The organism is Streptomyces cinereoruber (assembly GCF_009299385.1).
GTDB classification, from domain to species: Bacteria; Actinomycetota; Actinomycetes; order Streptomycetales; family Streptomycetaceae; genus Streptomyces; species Streptomyces bikiniensis.
The window spans coordinates 1,457,660-1,475,294 of record NZ_CP023693.1; the positions used below are offsets into that span (position 1 = coordinate 1,457,660).

A 17,635-nucleotide genomic window follows, 5' to 3' on the forward strand; every position below is an offset into this window, starting at 1 on the left:
CGTGCGGGGGACTAGCTCCAGCTGGCGTGCAGCGGCTTGCCCTCGGCGTAGCCGGCGGCGGACTGGATGCCGACCACGGCCTTCTCCTCGAACTCGGCGAGCGAGCCGGCACCGGCGTAGGTGCAGGAGGAGCGGACGCCCGCGATGATCGAGTCGATCAGGTCCTCGACGCCCGGACGCTGCGGGTCGAGGAACATGCGGGAGGTGGAGATGCCCTCCTCGAACAGCGCCTTGCGGGCGCGGTCGTAGGCGGACTCGTCGGAGGTGCGGTTCTTGACGGCGCGGGCCGAGGCCATGCCGAAGGACTCCTTGTAGAAGCGCCCCTGGGCGTCCTGGTGGAGGTCGCCCGGCGACTCGTACGTGCCGGCGAACCAGGAGCCGATCATCACGTTGGAGGCGCCGGCGGCGAGCGCCATGGCGACGTCGCGCGGGTGCCGGACGCCACCGTCGGCCCAGACGTGCTTGCCGTACTTCTTCGCCTCGGCGGCGCACTCCAGGACCGCCGAGAACTGCGGGCGGCCGACACCGGTCATCATGCGGGTGGTGCACATGGCGCCGGGGCCGACGCCGACCTTGATGACGTCCGCGCCCGCCTCGATCAGGTCCTTGACGCCCTCGGCGGCGACGATGTTGCCCGCGACGATCGGGACCTGCGGGTCGAGCGCCCGGACGGTCCGGATGGCGGAGATCATCGACTCCTGGTGGCCGTGCGCGGTGTCGATGACGAGCGTGTCGACGCCCGCGTCGAGGAGCTGCTTGGCCTTGCCCGCCACGTCGCCGTTGATGCCGACGGCGGCGGCGATCCGCAGCCGGCCCTTCGCGTCGACGGCCGGGGTGTAGAGGGTCGCGCGCAGGGCGCCCCTGCGGGTCAGGATGCCGGCCAGCTTGCCCTCCGCGTCGACGGCGGGGGCGTAGCGGCGGTTGGCGGCGTCGAGGGTGTTGAAGGCCTCGCGGGGGTCGATGTCCGCGTCCAGGAGGAGCAGGTCCTTGGACATGACCTCGGAGAGCTGGGTGAAGCGGTCCACGCCGGAGAGGTCGGCGTCGGTGACGACGCCCACCGGGCGCCGGTCCTCGTCGACGACCACGCCGGCGTCGTGGGCGCGCTTGGGCAGCAGCGCGAGCGCGTCGGCGACGGTCTGGTGCGGCTCCAGGACGATCGGGGTGTCGAGGACGTGGTGGCGGCTCTTCACCCACGAGATCACGTCGGTGACGACCTCGATCGGGATGTCCTGCGGGATGACGACCAGGCCGCCGCGGCGGGCGACGGTCTCGGCCATCCGGCGGCCGGCGACGGCGGTCATGTTGGCCACGACGAGCGGGATCGTCGTCCCGGTGCCGTCGGGGGAGGAGAGGTCCACGGCCTGGCGGGAGCCCACGGCCGAGCGTCTCGGCACCATGAACACATCGTCGTACGTCAGGTCGTAGGGCGGCTTGACGTCATTGAGGAAACGCACGTGCTGACATCCCAGTCGTTCGGATCGGCCCCTAGGCATTTCAGCCAGGGGAAAAAGCACGTAGTTCATTGTCCCACGGGTGTACGAATACCAGCCCCGGGCCGATCATCCGAGTCTCGCGGCAGGTGGTTCGGAGGATCCTCCGAAAGACTCCCCCAGGGAGAGGAGGACGGAGAGGCGGGCGGGGCTCTCGTCGGCGGCCGTGGCGAAGACCTCCTGGGCGGTCCGCCACTCGCGCGGCCGGGCCTCGGCGTACCCCCGCCAGCCGGTGACGACGAGGACGACCGGCCGGGGCAGGTCGGTGAGGCAGTCGGCGAGGGCGTCCCAGTTGCGGCCGAACCAGTCGGGCAGTCCGAGCGCTTCGGCGCACCGCTCCATGAGGGCTGCCTTGTCCGCGACGCCGGTCAGGTCGAGGACGACGGGGTCGTCAAGCCCCATCCGTGACCACCTCCCGGAAGGTCTCGTAGTGGTCGTCGGTGTAGTACGTCTCGCCGCTGCGCCCGGTGACGATGCGGCGCGCGCCCCGGTCGCGTTCGCCGGGGGTCCTCACGGTGTACTCGCGGTAGTAGCCGCGCTCCTCGCGGGGCAGGACCTTCTCGAAGTTGGAGAAGACGGCGCCGTCCTTGGCGTACGGGTAGGGCCCGCCGCGCGCGATGAGGTCGAGCGTCCCGCGCGCCTCGGGCGGCAGGTCGGCGGCCCGCACGACGGGCAGGCCGGAGGCGCCGGTGGGCGTGGCGGTGGCGGTCGTACGGGTCGGGGCGGCGGTTCCCGCGCCTCCGGCGGTCGGGGAGCATCCGAACAGGAAGCCGCCCAGGAGGACGGCGAGGACGAGCGCGAGGAGCACGCGCGGGGGCCGGAGCAGCATGTTCCGAACATAGCGTCGCGGAACGGCTCCGGCCCCGGGGGCACGCGCGGCGCGAACGCATGGCGTCGTACGCACCGCCGAAGACCCGGGGCACGCGCGGTTCAGCTGCCGTCGGGGTCCGTCCGGTCGAGCGCCGGGTGGGTGCCCGGCCGGGACTCGGTGAGCAGGTAGTCCGCCGCGGCGCGGTCGGTCACCAGGCTGGTGACGAGCCCGGAGCGGAGCACCGCGCCGATCGCCGCCGCCTTGCGCTGGCCGCCGGCGATGGCAACGACCTCGGGGATGCGGCGCAGCCGGTCCGCCTCGACGGTGATGCAGCGCTCGCCCAGGTCGCGGCCGACCCGACGCCCCTCGGTGTCGAAGAGGTGTGCGGACATCTCGGCGGCCACGCCGAGGGAGGCGTAGTGGGCGCGCTCCTCGTCGGAGAGCATGTCGTGGACGGTGGAGATGCCCGGCTCCCAGGAGCCGATGGAGACGCAGGCGACGGTCACCTTGTCGAAGTACTCGAAGGCGCGCGCGATGCCGGTCTGGCTGCGCAGGGCGGCGGCCGTCGCCGGGTCGGGCAGCAGCATCGGGGCGTAGATGGGGTGGGCCTCGCCGCCGGAGACCTGGGCGGCCCGGCGGACGGCCTCGACGGAGCCGCGCTCGGCGGTCCCGGCGTCGTACACGCCGGTGAGCTGGACGACCGTGCAGGGCGGCAGCCGGTCGAGCGCGGCCGCCATGTGGATGGTGGAGCGGCCCCAGGCCAGGCCGAGGACGTCGCCCTCGGTGACCAGCTCGCCGAGCAGGTCGGCGGCGACCTCGCCGAGGTTCTCCGGGTCGGGCGATTCGTCCTCGCCCTCCGCCGGGGACTCGACGACGACGGCGTGGCGGAGCCCGTAGCGGGCGCGGAGCGCGTCGGAGCGCTCGGCGTCCAGCTCGGCCGGTACGCGGATCTCGATCCGTACGAGGTCGCGCTCCAGGGCGGTCTCCAGGACCCGGGCCACCTTGAAGCGGCTCACGCCGAACTCCTCGGCGATCTGGATCTTGGACTTGCCCTCCAGGTAGAAGCGGCGGGCCATGGCCGCCGCCTGCACCAGCTCCGCGGGGCCCATCCGCAGGGCTGACCGTCCCGCCGACATTCCCGCCACCGCGATCTCCTCACTGCCGTTCACGTACCGCTTGCTCACGTCACGCCGTTCACGTACCGGAGTCGTTCACACTCCGGACCCGCTGTTCATCCTGTCAGAAACGACGGGCCTTGATCAGTCCTGTCGGCGGCCCGACGGGCCGCGTTCATCCACCGGAGGCTCAGTGTCCACACGCCCACGCGGCGGAGGCCGTCGCGGTCTCGGCGCGGGCCCGCAGCGAGGCGACGGCGGCGGCCGGGTCGGCCGCTCCGTACACCGCCGAGCCCGCGACGAAGACGTCGGCGCCGGCCTCGGCGCACCGCTCGATCGTGGACTCCGCGACCCCGCCGTCCACCTGGAGCCACAGCTCCAGGCCGTGCTTGGAGATCAGCTCGCGGGTGCGGCGGATCTTGGGGAGCATGATGTCGAGGAAGGCCTGGCCGCCGAAGCCGGGCTCGACGGTCATGATCAGCAGCATGTCGAGCTCGGGGAGCAGGTCCTCGTACGGCTCGATGGGCGTGGCCGGCTTGAGCGCCATCGAGGCGCGGGCGCCCTTGGCCCGGATCTCCCGCGCGAGCCGCACGGGGGCGGCGGCCGCCTCGACGTGGAAGGTCACCGAACCGGCGCCGGCCTCCACGTACTGCGGGGCCCAGCGGTCGGGGTCCTCGATCATCAGGTGGCAGTCGAGCGGGGTGTCCGTCGCGCGGGCGAGGGACTCCACGATCGGCACGCCCAGCGTCAGGTTGGGGACGAAGTGGTTGTCCATCACGTCGACGTGCAGCCAGTCGGCTCCCTCGACCGCCTTCGCCTCCTCGGCGAGCCGGGCGAAGTCCGCGGACAGGATGCTGGGGTTGATCTGCGCCATGCGCCAAGCCTCCCACGTTCTTGGGCACTTCTTTGCCGCTGAGCGGTTTCGATTCAGGTCCGGACCAGGTTCGGTACGAAACGACGAGCCCGGGACCCGGACGGACCGGGATATTGCGGTCGGACGATCGAAGGGCGGGACGGTCCGGGGTCAGGCGGTCCGGCGCAGCAGCGCCAGGTACATGGCGTCCGTACCGTGCAGATGCGGCCACAGCTGAACGTCCGGGCCCTCGCCGAGGGCGGGGACGCCGGGCAGCAGCGGGCGGGCGTCGACCAGCTCGGCGCCGCCGGTCCGCTTGAGGACGTCGTCGACGACGATCCGGGTCTCGGCCAGGTGCGGCGAGCAGGTCGCGTATCCGACGACGCCGCCGACGCGCACCGCGCGCAGCGCCTCGGTGAGCAGTCCGCGCTGGAGCGGGGCGAAGCCGTCCAGGTCCTCGGGGCGGCGGCGCCAGCGGGCCTCGGGGCGGCGGCGCAGGGCGCCGAGGCCCGAGCAGGGCACGTCCACCAGGACCCGGTCGAAGGAGCCGGGGCGCCACGGCGGGCGGGTGCCGTCGGCGGCGATCACCTGGTACGGGCCGGGGTTGCCGGCGAGGGCGCGCTCGACCAGGCGGGCGCGGTGCGGCTGCTTCTCGGAGGCGAGGAGGGCGGCGCCCCGCTCGGCGGCGAGGGCGGCGAGGAGCGCGGCCTTGCCGCCGGGGCCCGCGCAGCCGTCGAGCCAGCGGGCGTCGGGCCCTTCGAGGGGGGCGTTCGCGAGGGCGAGGGCGACGAGCTGGCTGCCCTCGTCCTGGACGCCGGCCCGGCCCTCCTTGACGGCCTCGATGGCGCCGGGCTCGCCGCCCTCCGCCATCCGCAGGGCGTACGGGGACCAGCGGCCCGGCAGGGTCTCGGTGGCCGCGGCGAGCTCCTCGGTGGTGGAGCGGCCGGGGCGGGCGACGAGGGTGACCTCGGGGCGTTCGTTGTCCGCCTCCAGGAGGTCCTCGATCCCGGCGCGGCCGCCGCCGAGCGAGTCCCAGAGGGCCGAGACGACCCAGCGGGGGTGCGAGTGGACGACGGCGAGGTGGTCCTCGGGGTCCTCGTCGTACGGCGGGGCGACCCGCTCCACCCAGGCCTCGAGGTCGTGCTGGGAGATCTTCCGCAGCACGGCGTTCACGAACTTGGCCCGTCCGTCGCCGAGCACCACCCGCGCCAGTTCGACGCTGGCGGAGACGGCGGCGTGGGTGGGGATGCGGGTGCCGAGCAGCTGGTGCGCGCCGAGCGCGAGCACGTCGAGCACGGGCGGGTCGACCTCGCGCAGCGGGCGGTCGACGCAGGCGGCGACGATGGCGTCGTACGTGCCCTGGCGGCGCAGCGTCCCGTACACCAGCTCGGTCGCGAGGGCCGCGTCCCGTCCGTCGAAGTCCCCGGCCTCGCGGGCCTTGCGCAGGAGCGGCGGCAGCACCAGGTTCGCGTAGGCGTCCCGCTCGTCGACCGCCCGCAGCGCCTCGAAGGCGAGCATCCGGACCGGGTCCTTCTTGGGCTTCCGGTAGGGCTTGGGGGGACGGCGACGTGCCTGCTCGCTCAAAAGGTGCTCCGCGTGACGAAATGACGAGGTCGAACGCTCCCAGCGTAGTCCCTTGCCGGTGGCGGGCCGGAGCGGCGTGGTCCCGCGACCGCCGCCGCGCGCGACAGCCCGCGTACCGCACGGTACGGTCAAAATGCGATTAACGGGACATAACCCCGGAATCACCCCTATTCGGGTATCCAGGTATTCGGGAGGAGGAGACATGGTCTCTCCGTTCGGCACCGCTCCCACGACGGCCGGCCCGGCGGACCGGCTGGCGCGGCTGGGCGCCTCCTGGACCTGGTTCCTCGGCGCGGCGGTCGTGACGCTGGTGCCCGGCGTCATGGCCCTGGTCTGGCCGGACGCGACCCTCCACGTCCTGGGCGTGCTGATCGGCCTCTACCTGCTCGCGACGGGGGCCTTCCGCTTCGTCATGGTCTTCGGCCGCCGGGACGCCGGCGAACGGCTCCCCGGGCTGCTCGTGGCCGTCCTGTTCGTCCTGGGCGGGGTGCTGTGCCTGCGCCATCCGCTCCAGACGGTCGCCGCGCTCTCCCTCGTCGTGGGCGCCGTCTGGCTGGTCTCCGGAGTCGTCGCGCTGTACGGCGCCGTCGCCGCCGAACACCTGCCGCGCCGGGGCCTGGTGGTCGCGGTCGCCGTCCTCGGCATCGCCGCCGGCATCGTGGTGCTGGCCCTTCCCGCCGAGTCGGCCCGGGCCCTGACCCGGCTGCTCGGCCTCTGGCTCGTCCTCCTCGGCCTGGCCGAGACCGCGCTCGCCCTGGCCTGGCGCTCGGCGCTGCGCGGGGCGGGCGCCGCCCCCTCCCGTATCCGAAGTGGAAGTCGGTCATGAAGGACCTGAAGTTCGAACAGAAGCGCTCCGTCTCGCGTCTCGAAGCCGCGGAGCAGCTGATGGCGCTCGCGACCGCCCTGAAGGAGGGCGGGGACGTCGAGTGGGACATCGGCCACGGCAGGCTGAGCCTGCACGTCCCGGACGAGGTCCGGACCGAGATCGAGGTCGAGACGGGAGAGGGCGAGGTGGAGCTGGAGATCGAGCTGAAGTGGCCGGTCGCGGGCCCCCGCCCGAAGCCGCGGACGAGGCCCCGGGCGGAGGGCGAGGAGGAGGCGGAACAGGACGGGGACGCCCCGCCCGCACCCAAGCCCAAGCGCTCCGGTGCCGCCACCCGCAGGAGGACGTCCGCGAAACGTTCCGCCGGATCGTCCTGACACCGGTCCGCCGGGTGCCCGGGGGTGTCTCCCCGGTCCGGCCCGATCGGCGAGCCGCCCCCTACGCGCCCAGGCGCTCCCCCGGGGCGATCCGCACCCCGCGGGCCCAGTCGGCGGCCTTCATCGGCTTCTTGCCCTGGGGCTGGACCCAGACGAGTTCGACGGCGTACGAGCCGGTGCCCGCGTACACGTTGTTCTTGCCGACCGACAGCTCGCCCGGGGCCAGGTCGGTGCGGTCCGGGAGGGGGACGGCCTGGATCAGCTTGAGGCGCTCGCCGCGGAAGACGGTCCAGGCGCCGGGGGCCGGGGTGCAGCCGCGCACCACGCGGTCCACCCGCAGCGCGGGGGCCGCGAAGTCGACGTGGGCGTCCTCGACCCGGATCTTCGGGGCGAGGGTGACGCCCTCGACGGGCTGCGGGACGGCCTGGAGGGTGCCGTCCTCGATGCCGTCCATGGTCGCGGCGAGCAGCCCGGCGCCGGCGAAGGCGAGCCGGGTCAGCAGGTCGCCGCTGGTGTCGGTCGGGCGCACGTCCTCGGTGACCACGCCGTAGACCGGCCCGGAGTCCAGGCCCTCCTCGATCAGGAAGGTCGAGGCGCCGGTCACCTGGTCGCCCGCCATCAGCGCGTGCTGCACGGGCGCCGCGCCGCGCCACGCGGGCAGCAGCGAGAAGTGCAGGTTGACCCAGCCGCGGGCCGGGACGTCGAGGGCGACCTTGGGCAGCAGCGCGCCGTACGCGACGACCGGGCAGCAGTCCGGCGCGATCTCCCGCAGCCGGGCGAGGAAGTCCTCGTCGCGGGGCCTGGCCGGCTTGAGGACCTCGATCCCCGCCTCCTCCGCCCGCTGGGCCACCGGGCTGGCGACGAGCCGCCGGCCGCGCCCCGCCGGGGCGTCGGGCCGGGTGACCACCGCGGCCACCTCGTGCCGCCCGGAGGCGATCAGGGCGTCCAGGGCGGGAACGGCGACCTCGGGGGTGCCTGCGAAGACGAGCTTCATGGGTGGCGACTGCCTGTCTCTCCGGGGGCGTTGTGGGCAGCGCACCAGTCTAGGGCGTATCGGGAAGCCCCCGCCCGGCGCGCGGTGCCGGGGACGGAGAGGGGCTGAGGGGGGACGGAGAGGAGCGGAGGGGGCGTACGCGGGGGCGGGCGCCCCGCGCATATGCGTGTACGCCCCCGCAGCGTGACCCAACTCCCGGTGGCGCGTTGGTCAAGAGAGATTGACCTCAACGGGTCGCGCCGCTCCCCTGGCGACCCGCTCCTTCATCGCCGGTTCGAGAGGCTCTCACATGGCCGACCACGCAACCCACGACGCCCAAGCCCGGGCGAGTCTGCACCTGCTCGTGCGGGACATCGAGCGGGTCCGGCGGCAGGTGGACGCGCTGCGCACGCTCACGGCCCAGTTGGGCAACGTCTACCGCCCTCGCCGCTCCGGCCCGTCGACGGGCTTCGTCGTCTACGGGCGGGCGCCCGCCCCGACCGTACGCCTCGCCCAGGAGCTGCGGGACAGCGTCGAGACCCTGGTGACCGCGGCGGTGGACTTCGACCGCTCGCTCGGTTTCTCGTGGGACGCGGTGGGTTCCGCGCTCGGGGTCACCAAGCAGGCCGTCCACCGGCGTTACGGCGCCCGCCGGGCGTCCCAGCAGAGCGCCGCCGCGGAGCAGGAGCGCGGGATGGAGCCGGGCGGCATCCGCCCCGTCCCGTCGGTCCCCGCCGCCCGCTCGATGCCGCCACAGCCCTCCTCGGGCGGCTCCGCCCTCCGCGAGGACTCCCGCCCGTCGGCCTTCCCCGCGCCCCGCAACGTCTGAGCGGCGCCGCCGCACGAGACGCCACGGCCGCCCGCCCCTCGTGGGACGGGCGGCCGTCTCGCACCCCCGGGCGACCGTGGCGTGCCCGGCGGGCGGGCGGCCCTCCCCTCGTCCGTACGGAAGGACTCCCCGCCTCAGCCGATGTCCAACGGGTCCACGCGGACGCGTACCGGGTCCCCTCCACCACGTGCCGTGCGGGCCGCCCGGGCCTGCTTGAGGGCGGCCGCCAGGGCCGCGCCGCTGCCCGGCGGGACCCGGACCAGGGCCCGTTCCCACTGCTCGCCCGGCGGCGGGTCGCCGGGGCGGCGGGCGCCGCCGGGGCGCACCACGGGCAGCGGCACCGGGCCGAGGACCTCGGCGTCGGGGGGCAGCGCGGCCGCCGCCAGGAAGCTCTCGACGGCCTCCGGCGGGCCGCTCACCGCGGCCATCCGGGAGACCGGCGGGAAGCCCAGCTCGGCCCGCTCGGCCAGCTCGCGCCGGGCGTGCCCGACCGGGTCCCAGCGGACGAGCGCCTGCACCGGCCGCAGCGTCGGCTCGGCCACCACGACGACCGTGCCGCCCTCGACCTGCCCCCGCACCAGGGAGGCCGCGTCGATCCAGCGGCGCAGCGCCTCCTCGCCCGCGCGCAGGTCGGGCCGGCCGAGCATGGCCCAGCCGTCGAGGAGCAGCGCGGCCGCGTAGCCGCCCTCGGCGACGGGCTCGGCACCGGGGGTGGAGACGACGAGCGCGGGGCGTCCGGGCACGCTGTCCAGGACGTGGTCCCGGCCCGAGGTGCGGACCGGGACCGCAGGGAAGGCCCGGCCCAGCTCCTCGGCGGTCCGCCGCGCGCCGACCACCTGGGCGCGCAGCCGCACCGAGCCGCACTCCGCGCAGTGCCAGTCGGGGTCGTCGCGCCCGCACCAGCCGCAGCGCAGCTCCCGCTGCCCGGGGGCCTCCAGGGGTCCGGCGCAGTGCCGGCAGCGGGCGGGCGTCCGGCAGCGCTCGCAGGCCAGCCGGGGCACGTACCCCCGGCGGGGCACCTGGACGAGCACCGGGCCGGTCTTCAGGCCCTCCCGTACGGTCTGCCAGGCGAGCGAGGGGAGGCGGGCGGCGCGGGCGGCCTCGTCCCGGGCGAGTTCGCCGTCGCCGACGGTGCGGACCAGGGGGGCGGACGCGCGGACCCGCTCGCGTCCGGCGGTCAGCGCCCGGGCCCAGCCGGACTCGACGAGCTGGGCGGCCTCGACGGTGCAGCTCGTACTGCCCAGGAGGAAGGCGCACCGGTCGTGGGCGGCGCGCAGCAGCAGCACCTCGCGCGTGTGGGGCTGCGGGGCGTGCAGTTCGCTGTGGCTGCCGTCGCCGTCGTCCCAGACGACGACGAGCCCGAGGTCCCGTACGGGGGCGAACATCGCCGCCCTGGTGCCGACGACGGCCCGCACCGACCCGCGCCGTGCGGCGAGCCAGCGCGCGTACCGCTTCTCGGGGCCGGTCTCGGCGGTGAGGAGCACGTGCCGCCCCTCCCCCAGGACCTCGGTCAGGGCCGTGTCGACCCGGTCGGCGGCCCGTCCGTCGGGGACGACGACGAGGGCGCCGCGCCCGGAGGCGAGGGTCGCGGCGACGGCACGGGCGATCTCCTCGGCCCAGTACGGCCCCGGCAGCGCGTTCCACACGGCCCGGGGCGCCCCGCCGTGCGCGAGGGAGTCCAGGAACGCGGGCCCCTGCTCGTACCGCGTCCAGCTGCCCGGCTCCGGGGCGGGCGGCGGCGGCAGCGGCTCCGGGGAGGGGCGGCCCTCGGCGGCGGCGCTGCGCGGCGGCACGGCGAGCTGGAGGACGTCGGCGAGGCTGCCCGCGTACCGGTCGGCGACGGCGCGGGCGAGGCCGAGGAGTTCGGGGCCGAGGACCGGTTCCGGGGAGACGACGTCGGCGAGGGCGGCGAGCGGTCCGGAGTAGTCGGACTCGGCCCGGCGCTCGACGAGGAAGCCGTCGATGAGCCGGCCGCCCTCCCGGCGCCCGTTCTTGACCTGGTGCGCCCCGGCCCCGAACCGCACCCGCACCCGCACCCCGGGCCGGGCGGCCTCGTCCAGCTCCTCGGGGACCGCGTAGTCGAAGAACTGGTCGAGGTGGAGCACGCCCTTGTTCACGACGACCCGGGCGACGGGCAGCTCCTTGGCGAGGGCGGCGCCCCGCCACGTCCGGGGCTTGGCCCGCGGCACCTTCGCCTTCCGCACGGTCTCCCGAATGAGCGCGAGCTGCTCGGGTTCCTCGGAGGGCTTCTCGTTCTCGCTGCTCACGGCCCCATACCTACCAGACGCCACCGACAGGCCCGGACGGCCGAAGCCCGGCTCCCCCTCGCGGGGTGCCGGGCTTCGGTCGCGTGCGTCCGGGGCTTACAGCCCGGCGGCCTGCTTGAGGGCGTCGACGCGGTCGGTGCGCTCCCAGGTGAAGTCCGGCAGCTCGCGGCCGAAGTGGCCGTAGGCGGCGGTCTGGGAGTAGATCGGGCGCAGCAGGTCGAGGTCGCGGATGATCGCGGCCGGGCGGAGGTCGAAGACCTCGGCGATGGCGTTCTCGATCTTCTCGACGTCGACCGTGTTGGTGCCGAAGGTCTCGACGAAGAGGCCGACGGGCTCGGCCTTGCCGATCGCGTAGGCGACCTGGACCTCGCAGCGCGCGGCGAGGCCGGCGGCGACGACGTTCTTGGCGACCCAGCGCATGGCGTAGGCGGCCGAGCGGTCCACCTTCGACGGGTCCTTGCCGGAGAAGGCGCCGCCGCCGTGGCGGGCCATGCCGCCGTACGTGTCGATGATGATCTTGCGGCCGGTGAGGCCGGCGTCGCCCATCGGGCCGCCGATCTCGAAGCGGCCGGTCGGGTTCACCAGGAGGCGGTAGCCGTCGGTGTCGAGCTTGATGCCGTCCTCGACGAGCTGCTTGAGGACGTGCTCCACGACGAACTCGCGGATGTCGGGCGCGAGCAGCGACTCCAGGTCGATGTCGCTCGCGTGCTGCGAGGAGACGACGACGGTGTCGAGGCGGACGGCCTTGTCGCCGTCGTACTCGATGGTGACCTGGGTCTTTCCGTCGGGGCGCAGGTACGGGATGGTGCCGTTCTTGCGGACCTCGGTCAGGCGGCGCGAGAGCCGGTGCGCCAGGTGGATCGGCAGCGGCATCAGCTCGGGGGTCTCGTCCGACGCGTACCCGAACATCAGGCCCTGGTCGCCCGCGCCCTGCTTGTCCAGCTCGTCCTCGTCGCCCTCGACCCGCTTCTCGTACGCGGTGTCCACGCCCTGGGCGATGTCCGGGGACTGCGACCCGATGGACACCGACACGCCGCAGGAGGCGCCGTCGAAGCCCTTCTTCGAGGAGTCGTAACCGATTTCCAGGATCTTGTTCCGGACGAGGGTCGGGATGTCCGCCCACGCCTTGGTGGTCACCTCGCCGGCCACGTGCACCAGGCCGGTGGTGATCAGCGTCTCGACGGCGACGCGCGAGGTCGGGTCCTCGCGCAGGAGGGCATCGAGGATGGTGTCGCTGATCTGGTCAGCGATCTTGTCGGGGTGCCCCTCGGTGACGGACTCCGAGGTGAACAGACGACGGGACACAACGCTCCCTGGGGTTGCAGCGGCTGCTGGCTACTCGTGGCTCGGACCGGCAGGGGGCTGCGCCCCGCGACGTTCCACGAACAGTCTATCGGTCGTGGTCGGGGTGTGGACCAGGTGTCTCGCCTGGCGAATGCCCCGCGGCGGCCGGAACCGGCCGCCGACAAGGGCGGAACGTCCGTTCCGGTGGGACGCGAATCACTCGCGAGGAGGTGTTTCGCCCCCTTCTCCCGGCCGGCGGCGTGCCGGGCGGCGACCGGACCCGGACATCTCAGTCGGTGGGACGCAGCCGGGGCAGGACCAGGTCCCAGACCGTCTCGGCGAGCGCTTCCTTCGGTCCGTACGGCACGGGGGTCTCGGCGCCGTCCGCGGCGAGCACCACGGCCTCGTTCTCCTCGGAGCCGAAGGTCTTGCGCTCCCCCACCTCGTTGACGACGAGGAGGTCGCAGCCCTTGCGGGCGAGCTTCTCGCGTCCGTTGGCGAGGACGTCGTCGGTCTCGGCGGCGAAGCCGACGACCACCTGGCCGGGCAGGGCCCGGTCGGCGGAGAGCTCGGCGAGGATGTCGGGGTTGCGGACGAGCTCGACCACGGGGGCGCCGTCGTCGCCCTTCTTCTTGATCTTGCCGGGGGCGTAGACGGCCGGCCGGAAGTCGGCGACGGCGGCCGCCATGACCACCGCGTCGGCGTCGGCGACGGCCTTGAGGACGGCCTCGCGGAGCTGGACGGCGGTGCCGACGTGGACGACGTCGACGCCGGCCGGGTCGGGGAGGCCGGTGTTGGCCTCGACGAGGGTGACCCTGGCCCCCCGGGCGGCGGCGGCCCGGGCGAGGGCGTAGCCCTGCTTGCCGGAGGAGCGGTTGCCCAGGTAGCGGACGGGGTCGAGGGGCTCGCGGGTGCCGCCCGCGCTGACCACGACGTGGCGGCCGGCGAGGTCGGGGGCGGTGGCGCCCCGGGCCAGGACGCGGCGGCAGACCTCGAAGATCTCGCCGGGGTCGGGGAGCCGGCCCTTGCCGGTGTCGGCGCCGGTGAGGCGCCCGACGGCGGGCTCGACGACGACGGCGCCGCGGCGGCGCAGGGTCGCCACGTTCTCCTGGGTCGCCGGGTGCTCCCACATCTCGGTGTGCATGGCGGGGGCGAAGACGACGGGACAGCGCGCGGTGAGCAGCGTGTTGGTGAGCAGGTCGTCGGCGAGGCCGTGGGCGGCCTTGGCGAGCATGTCGGCGGTGGCGGGGGCGACCACGACGAGGTCGGCGGCCTGGCCGATGCGCACGTGCGGCACCTCGTGGACGGACTCCCACACCTCGGTGGAGACGGGGTTCCCGGAGAGCGCGGACCAGGTGGCCTCGCCGACGAAGTGCAGTGCGGAGTCGGTGGGCACGACCCGGACGTCGTGGCCCGACTCGGTGAACCTGCGGAGCAGCTCGCACGCCTTGTAGGCGGCGATGCCGCCGCTGACGCCCAGGACGACCTTCGGCTTTGCCACGACTTCCACGACTCCCCGCACTCGGACGCGCACTCGGATGCGTACGACTCCATGAGACACCACAGGCCCGGCGGATGCTCCGCCGGGCCTGTGGTGACAGATATGACAAACGCCGTGCGTTTACTGCGCCGGACCCTCGATGGCCTCGGACGTCAGCAGGCCCGCGTTGATCTCGCGCAGCGCGATCGAGAGCGGCTTCTCGTGGACGTGGGTGTCGACGAGCGGACCCACGTACTCCAGCAGGCCCTCGCCGAGCTGGGAGTAGTACGCGTTGATCTGACGCGCGCGCTTGGCCGCGTAGATCACGAGGCTGTACTTCGAGTCGGTGGCCTCGAGCAGCTCGTCGATCGGCGGGTTGATGATGCCCTCGGGCGCGGTGATGGAAGAGGACACGCTCTACCTTCCGAAGATGGAAAAAAGATCAGACACACTGCAAAAGCCTGGGGATCATTCCCCAGAAGACAGCAGCATCAACGTTAGCAGCTCGCGCGCGACGTCCTCGACGGAGGTGTTGACGAGGGTGGTGTCGAACTCGGCCTCGGCGGCCAGCTCGACCTTCGCGGCGTCGAGGCGGCGCTCGATGACCTCGGGGGACTCGGTGCCGCGGCCGGTGAGGCGGCGGACCAGCTCCTCCCAGCTCGGCGGGGCCAGGAAGACCAGCTGGGACTCGGGCATGGAGTCCTTCACCTGACGGGCTCCCTGGAGGTCGATCTCCAGGAGGACGGGCTCGCCGGCGTCGAGGCGGTCGAGGACCGCGCCGCGCGGGGTGCCGTAGCGGTTGCCCGCGAACTCGGCCCATTCGAGGAGCTCGCCGTTGGCGACCAGCTTGTCGAACTCGTCGTCCGTCACGAAGAAGTAGTGGACGCCGTGCTTCTCACCGGGGCGGGGCTTCCGCGTCGTCGCCGACACCGAGAGCCAGACCTCGGGGTGGACCTTGCGCATATGCGCGACGACCGTGCTCTTGCCGACCCCCGAGGGGCCGGAGAGCACGGTCAGCCGCGGACGTACCTCTGCTGCCATGCAGCGATTATTCCAGTGGTTCACCCCTGCTTGCGCAGGGAGGACGCCGCATGCCGGGAATGTCCCGAAAGGTCAGGCGCCGGTGGAGCCGAACTCACGCTCCAGGGAGGCGATCTGGTTGGAACCGAGACCGCGCACGCGACGGCTCTCGGAGATGCCGAGCCGCTCCATGATCTGCTTGGCGCGGACCTTGCCCACGCCCGGCAGGGACTCGAGGAGCGCGGAGACCTTCATCTTGCCGATGACGTCGTTCTCCTGGCCGGTCTTGATGACCTCGTGGAGGGAGGCTCCGGAGTGCTTGAGTCGATTCTTGACCTCGGCCCGCTCCCGGCGAGCCGCGGCGGCCTTCTCGAGCGCGGCAGCGCGCTGTTCAGGGGTAAGGGGCGGAAGAGCCACGCCTACGTCACCTCGGATGTCGATCTGTCGGATACGGACCGGTGAGGAACCTAGTCGCCCCGCACCAGTGGAGCAACGGTCAACGGAGTGGCCGCTGAACGCCTGCTCTGCCCCGGAGACTAGCGGCCGAGGCCGCTCCAGTCAGCGAGAACAGCGGAAAAGTCCTGGTCAGCATCGACCGACCAGGACTTTTCCGGCATAACGACCGGGTTTTGAGCCAAGTTTTCGTCAAGTGGTGAGACGGCGGGGCGGCGCGGAGGCCGGAACCGGCCCGATCCGCTCCGACCTGCGGATTGACCCCGGACCGGTCCGCACCCGCCCCCCGGAGGGGTTACGCGCCGACGGCCGCGCGGATCTCGTCCGCGTACCGGAGCGCCGAGTCCCGCAGGGCGGTCGCGTCCGGACCGTGCCGCAGGACCCCGCGGCTGACGTTCGGGACGACGTTGCGGACCGCCGCGCCGAAGACGGCGGGGAGGTCGGCGGGGGTCGCGCCCTGGGCGCCGATGCCGGGGGCCAGGAGGGGGCCGTTGATGTCCAGGTCGAAGGAGGACAGGTCGCCGAGGGTGGCGCCGACGACCGCGCCGAAGGAGCCCATCGGGGTCTCCCCCGCGTTCTCCTCGGCCAGGTGGGCGAGCATCGTCGCGCCGATCGTCCGCCCGGCGGGGTCGTCGGTGCGGACGGCCCGCTGGACCTCGCTCCCCTCCGGGTTCGAGGTGAGGGCGAGGACGAAGAGGCCGGCGCCGGACTCCCGGGCCAGGTCGACGGCCGGCTTCAGGGAGCCGTAGCCGAGGTACGGGGAGACCGTGAGCGCGTCGGAGAAGAGCGGGGAGTCCTTGCGCAGGAAGGCCTCGGCGTAGGCGGCCATGGTGGAGCCGATGTCGCCGCGCTTGGCGTCCATGACGACCAGGCCGCCCGCCGCGCGCAGGTCGGAGACGGCGCGCTCCAGGACGGCCACGCCCCGCGAGCCGAAGCGCTCGAAGAAGGCGGACTGGGGCTTGAAGACGGCCACGGTGCCGGCGAGGGCTTCCACGACGGTGAAGGTGAAGCGCTCCAGGCCGGCGATGTCGTCGGTGAGGCCCCAGGAGTCGAGCAGGGCGGCGTGCGGGTCGATGCCGACGCAGAGCGGGCCGCGCTCGTCCATGGCGGAGCGCAGGCGGGCGCCGAAGGGGATCGTCATTTCGCGGCCTTTCGGTTGTCGGCGCCGACGGCCTCGGCGAGGGTGGCGTACGGGGAGGCCGCGAGGCGCGCGGCGAGGCCCTTGTGGATCGCGCGGGCGTAGAAGGGGCCCTCGTAGACGAAGGCGCTGTAGCCCTGGACCAGGGTGGCGCCGGCGAGGATGCGCTGCCAGGCGTCCTCGGCGTTCTCGATGCCGCCGACGCCGACGAGGACCAGGCGGTCGCCCACGCGCGCGTGGAGGCGGCGCAGGACCTCCAGGGAGCGCTGCTTGACCGGGCGGCCGGACAGCCCGCCGGTCTCCTCGATCAGCTCGGGCGCGGACTTCAGGCCCAGGCCCTCGCGGGCGATGGTGGTGTTGGTGGCGATGATGCCGTCCAGGCCCAGCTCCAGGGCGAGGTCGGCGACCGCGTCCACGTCCTCGTCGGCCAGGTCGGGGGCGATCTTGACCAGGAGCGGGACCCGGCGGTCGGTGGCCGTGCGGTCGGCGGCCTCCCGTACGGCCGTCAGGAGGGGGCGCAGGGACTCGGTGGCCTGGAGGTTGCGCAGGCCGGGGGTGTTCGGGGAGGAGACGTTGACGACGAGGTAGTCGGCGTGCGCGGCGAGGCGCTCGGTGGACTTCACGTAGTCGGCGGCGGCCTCGGCCTCGGGGACGACCTTGGTCTTGCCGATGTTGACGCCCACGACCGTCCTGAACACCGGTACGCGCGCGTGGAGGCGGGCGGCGACGGCGGCGGAGCCCTCGTTGTTGAAGCCCATGCGGTTGATCAGGGCGCGGTCCGGGACGAGCCGGAAGAGGCGCTTCCTGGGGTTGCCGGGCTGGGCCTCGCCGGTGACGGTGCCGATCTCGACGTGGTCGAAGCCGAGCATGGCCATGCCGTCGATGGCGACGGCGTTCTTGTCGAAGCCGGCGGCGAGGCCGAAGGGGCCGTGCATGCGCAGGCCGAGGGCCTCGGTGCGCAGCTCCTCGTACCGGGGGGCGAGGGCGGCGGCGACGAAGGTGCGGAGCACCGGGACGCGGGCGGCCAGGCGGATCCAGCGGAAGGCCAGGTAGTGGGCCTCCTCGGGGTCCATGCGCTTGAAGACCAGGTGGAAGAACAGCTTGTACATCGTCCGAAATATCCCTTGTTCGGTCATGA

At 73.7% G+C, this 17,635-nt stretch carries 18 protein-coding genes; 3 read left to right on the plus strand and 15 right to left on the minus strand.

What is annotated here, in order from left to right:
- Nucleotides 1–11: 11 nt before the first annotated feature.
- The 6 genes from CP977_RS06300 to CP977_RS06325 all read right to left on the minus strand — a co-directional run bounded on the left by CP977_RS06300 (nt 12) and on the right by CP977_RS06325 (nt 5,853).
- A complete protein-coding gene (locus CP977_RS06300) occupies nt 12–1,454 on the minus strand; it encodes a GuaB1 family IMP dehydrogenase-related protein (protein ID WP_167309030.1) in 1,443 nt (480 codons plus the stop codon).
- Between the two features lie 105 nt (nt 1,455–1,559).
- A complete protein-coding gene (locus CP977_RS06305) occupies nt 1,560–1,892 on the minus strand; it encodes a barstar family protein (protein ID WP_152369755.1) in 333 nt (110 codons plus the stop codon).
- Nucleotides 1,882–2,319, minus strand: a complete 438-nt coding sequence (locus CP977_RS06310) for a guanyl-specific ribonuclease (RefSeq protein WP_062758377.1) — start codon at nt 2,317–2,319, stop codon at nt 1,882–1,884. The genes CP977_RS06305 and CP977_RS06310 overlap by 11 nt, the downstream gene beginning before the upstream one ends.
- A gap of 101 nt (nt 2,320–2,420) precedes the next feature.
- Nucleotides 2,421–3,437, minus strand: a complete 1,017-nt coding sequence (locus CP977_RS06315; protein WP_062759299.1) for a sugar-binding transcriptional regulator — start codon at nt 3,435–3,437, stop codon at nt 2,421–2,423.
- Nucleotides 3,438–3,606: 169 nt separating this feature from the next.
- Complete coding sequence (gene rpe, locus CP977_RS06320) at nt 3,607–4,290, minus strand: ribulose-phosphate 3-epimerase (protein ID WP_062758379.1); 684 nt, start codon at nt 4,288–4,290, stop codon at nt 3,607–3,609.
- Nucleotides 4,291–4,440: 150 nt separating this feature from the next.
- Nucleotides 4,441–5,853, minus strand: coding sequence for an RsmB/NOP family class I SAM-dependent RNA methyltransferase (locus CP977_RS06325; protein WP_062758381.1), 1,413 nt, complete (start codon nt 5,851–5,853; stop codon nt 4,441–4,443).
- 202 nt (nt 5,854–6,055) lie between these two features.
- On the opposite strand from CP977_RS06325, the gene CP977_RS06330 reads away from it, so the two are divergent.
- Both CP977_RS06330 and CP977_RS06335 read left to right on the plus strand, forming a co-directional pair.
- A complete protein-coding gene (locus CP977_RS06330) occupies nt 6,056–6,679 on the plus strand; it encodes an HdeD family acid-resistance protein (protein ID WP_079131431.1) in 624 nt (207 codons plus the stop codon).
- Complete coding sequence (locus CP977_RS06335) at nt 6,676–7,053, plus strand: amphi-Trp domain-containing protein (protein ID WP_152369756.1); 378 nt, start codon at nt 6,676–6,678, stop codon at nt 7,051–7,053. Before CP977_RS06330 ends, CP977_RS06335 begins: the two co-directional genes overlap by 4 nt.
- A gap of 61 nt (nt 7,054–7,114) precedes the next feature.
- Here CP977_RS06335 and fmt read toward each other — a convergent pair whose 3' ends face one another.
- A complete protein-coding gene (fmt, locus tag CP977_RS06340; protein WP_109186985.1) occupies nt 7,115–8,047 on the minus strand; it encodes a methionyl-tRNA formyltransferase in 933 nt (310 codons plus the stop codon).
- Between the two features lie 289 nt (nt 8,048–8,336).
- Here fmt and CP977_RS06345 point away from each other — a divergent pair, with 289 nt between their 5' ends.
- Entirely contained in the window at nt 8,337–8,855 is a 519-nt protein-coding gene (locus CP977_RS06345) for a hypothetical protein (RefSeq protein ID WP_062758386.1), read from the plus strand.
- Between the two features lie 134 nt (nt 8,856–8,989).
- Here CP977_RS06345 and CP977_RS06350 read toward each other — a convergent pair whose 3' ends face one another.
- From CP977_RS06350 to CP977_RS06385, 8 genes are all read right to left on the minus strand, one after another.
- Nucleotides 8,990–11,122, minus strand: coding sequence for a primosomal protein N' (locus CP977_RS06350; protein WP_152369757.1), 2,133 nt, complete (start codon nt 11,120–11,122; stop codon nt 8,990–8,992).
- A gap of 96 nt (nt 11,123–11,218) precedes the next feature.
- A complete protein-coding gene (gene metK, locus CP977_RS06355; protein WP_062758393.1) occupies nt 11,219–12,427 on the minus strand; it encodes a methionine adenosyltransferase in 1,209 nt (402 codons plus the stop codon).
- A 268-nt stretch (nt 12,428–12,695) separates the two neighbouring features.
- Nucleotides 12,696–13,907, minus strand: coding sequence for a bifunctional phosphopantothenoylcysteine decarboxylase/phosphopantothenate--cysteine ligase CoaBC (coaBC, locus tag CP977_RS06360; protein WP_229991596.1), 1,212 nt, complete (start codon nt 13,905–13,907; stop codon nt 12,696–12,698).
- A 120-nt stretch (nt 13,908–14,027) separates the two neighbouring features.
- The gene (gene rpoZ / locus CP977_RS06365) at nt 14,028–14,300 is read right to left on the minus strand and encodes a DNA-directed RNA polymerase subunit omega (RefSeq protein ID WP_005319902.1); all 273 of its coding nucleotides are present in this window, start codon (nt 14,298–14,300) and stop codon (nt 14,028–14,030) included.
- 54 nt (nt 14,301–14,354) lie between these two features.
- Nucleotides 14,355–14,927, minus strand: a complete 573-nt coding sequence (gmk, locus tag CP977_RS06370; protein WP_062758399.1) for a guanylate kinase — start codon at nt 14,925–14,927, stop codon at nt 14,355–14,357.
- 72 nt (nt 14,928–14,999) lie between these two features.
- Nucleotides 15,000–15,323, minus strand: a complete 324-nt coding sequence (locus CP977_RS06375) for an integration host factor (RefSeq protein WP_030204477.1) — start codon at nt 15,321–15,323, stop codon at nt 15,000–15,002.
- A 331-nt stretch (nt 15,324–15,654) separates the two neighbouring features.
- On the minus strand, nt 15,655–16,500 hold the full coding sequence (pyrF, locus tag CP977_RS06380; RefSeq protein ID WP_062758401.1) for an orotidine-5'-phosphate decarboxylase: 846 nt from the start codon (nt 16,498–16,500) through the stop codon (nt 15,655–15,657).
- Nucleotides 16,497–17,606 carry a quinone-dependent dihydroorotate dehydrogenase gene (locus tag CP977_RS06385; protein WP_152369758.1) on the minus strand — a complete coding sequence of 370 codons (1,110 nt, stop codon included), beginning with the start codon at nt 17,604–17,606 and terminating at the stop codon, nt 16,497–16,499. The genes pyrF and CP977_RS06385 overlap by 4 nt, the downstream gene beginning before the upstream one ends.
- Nucleotides 17,607–17,635 lie beyond the last annotated feature (29 nt).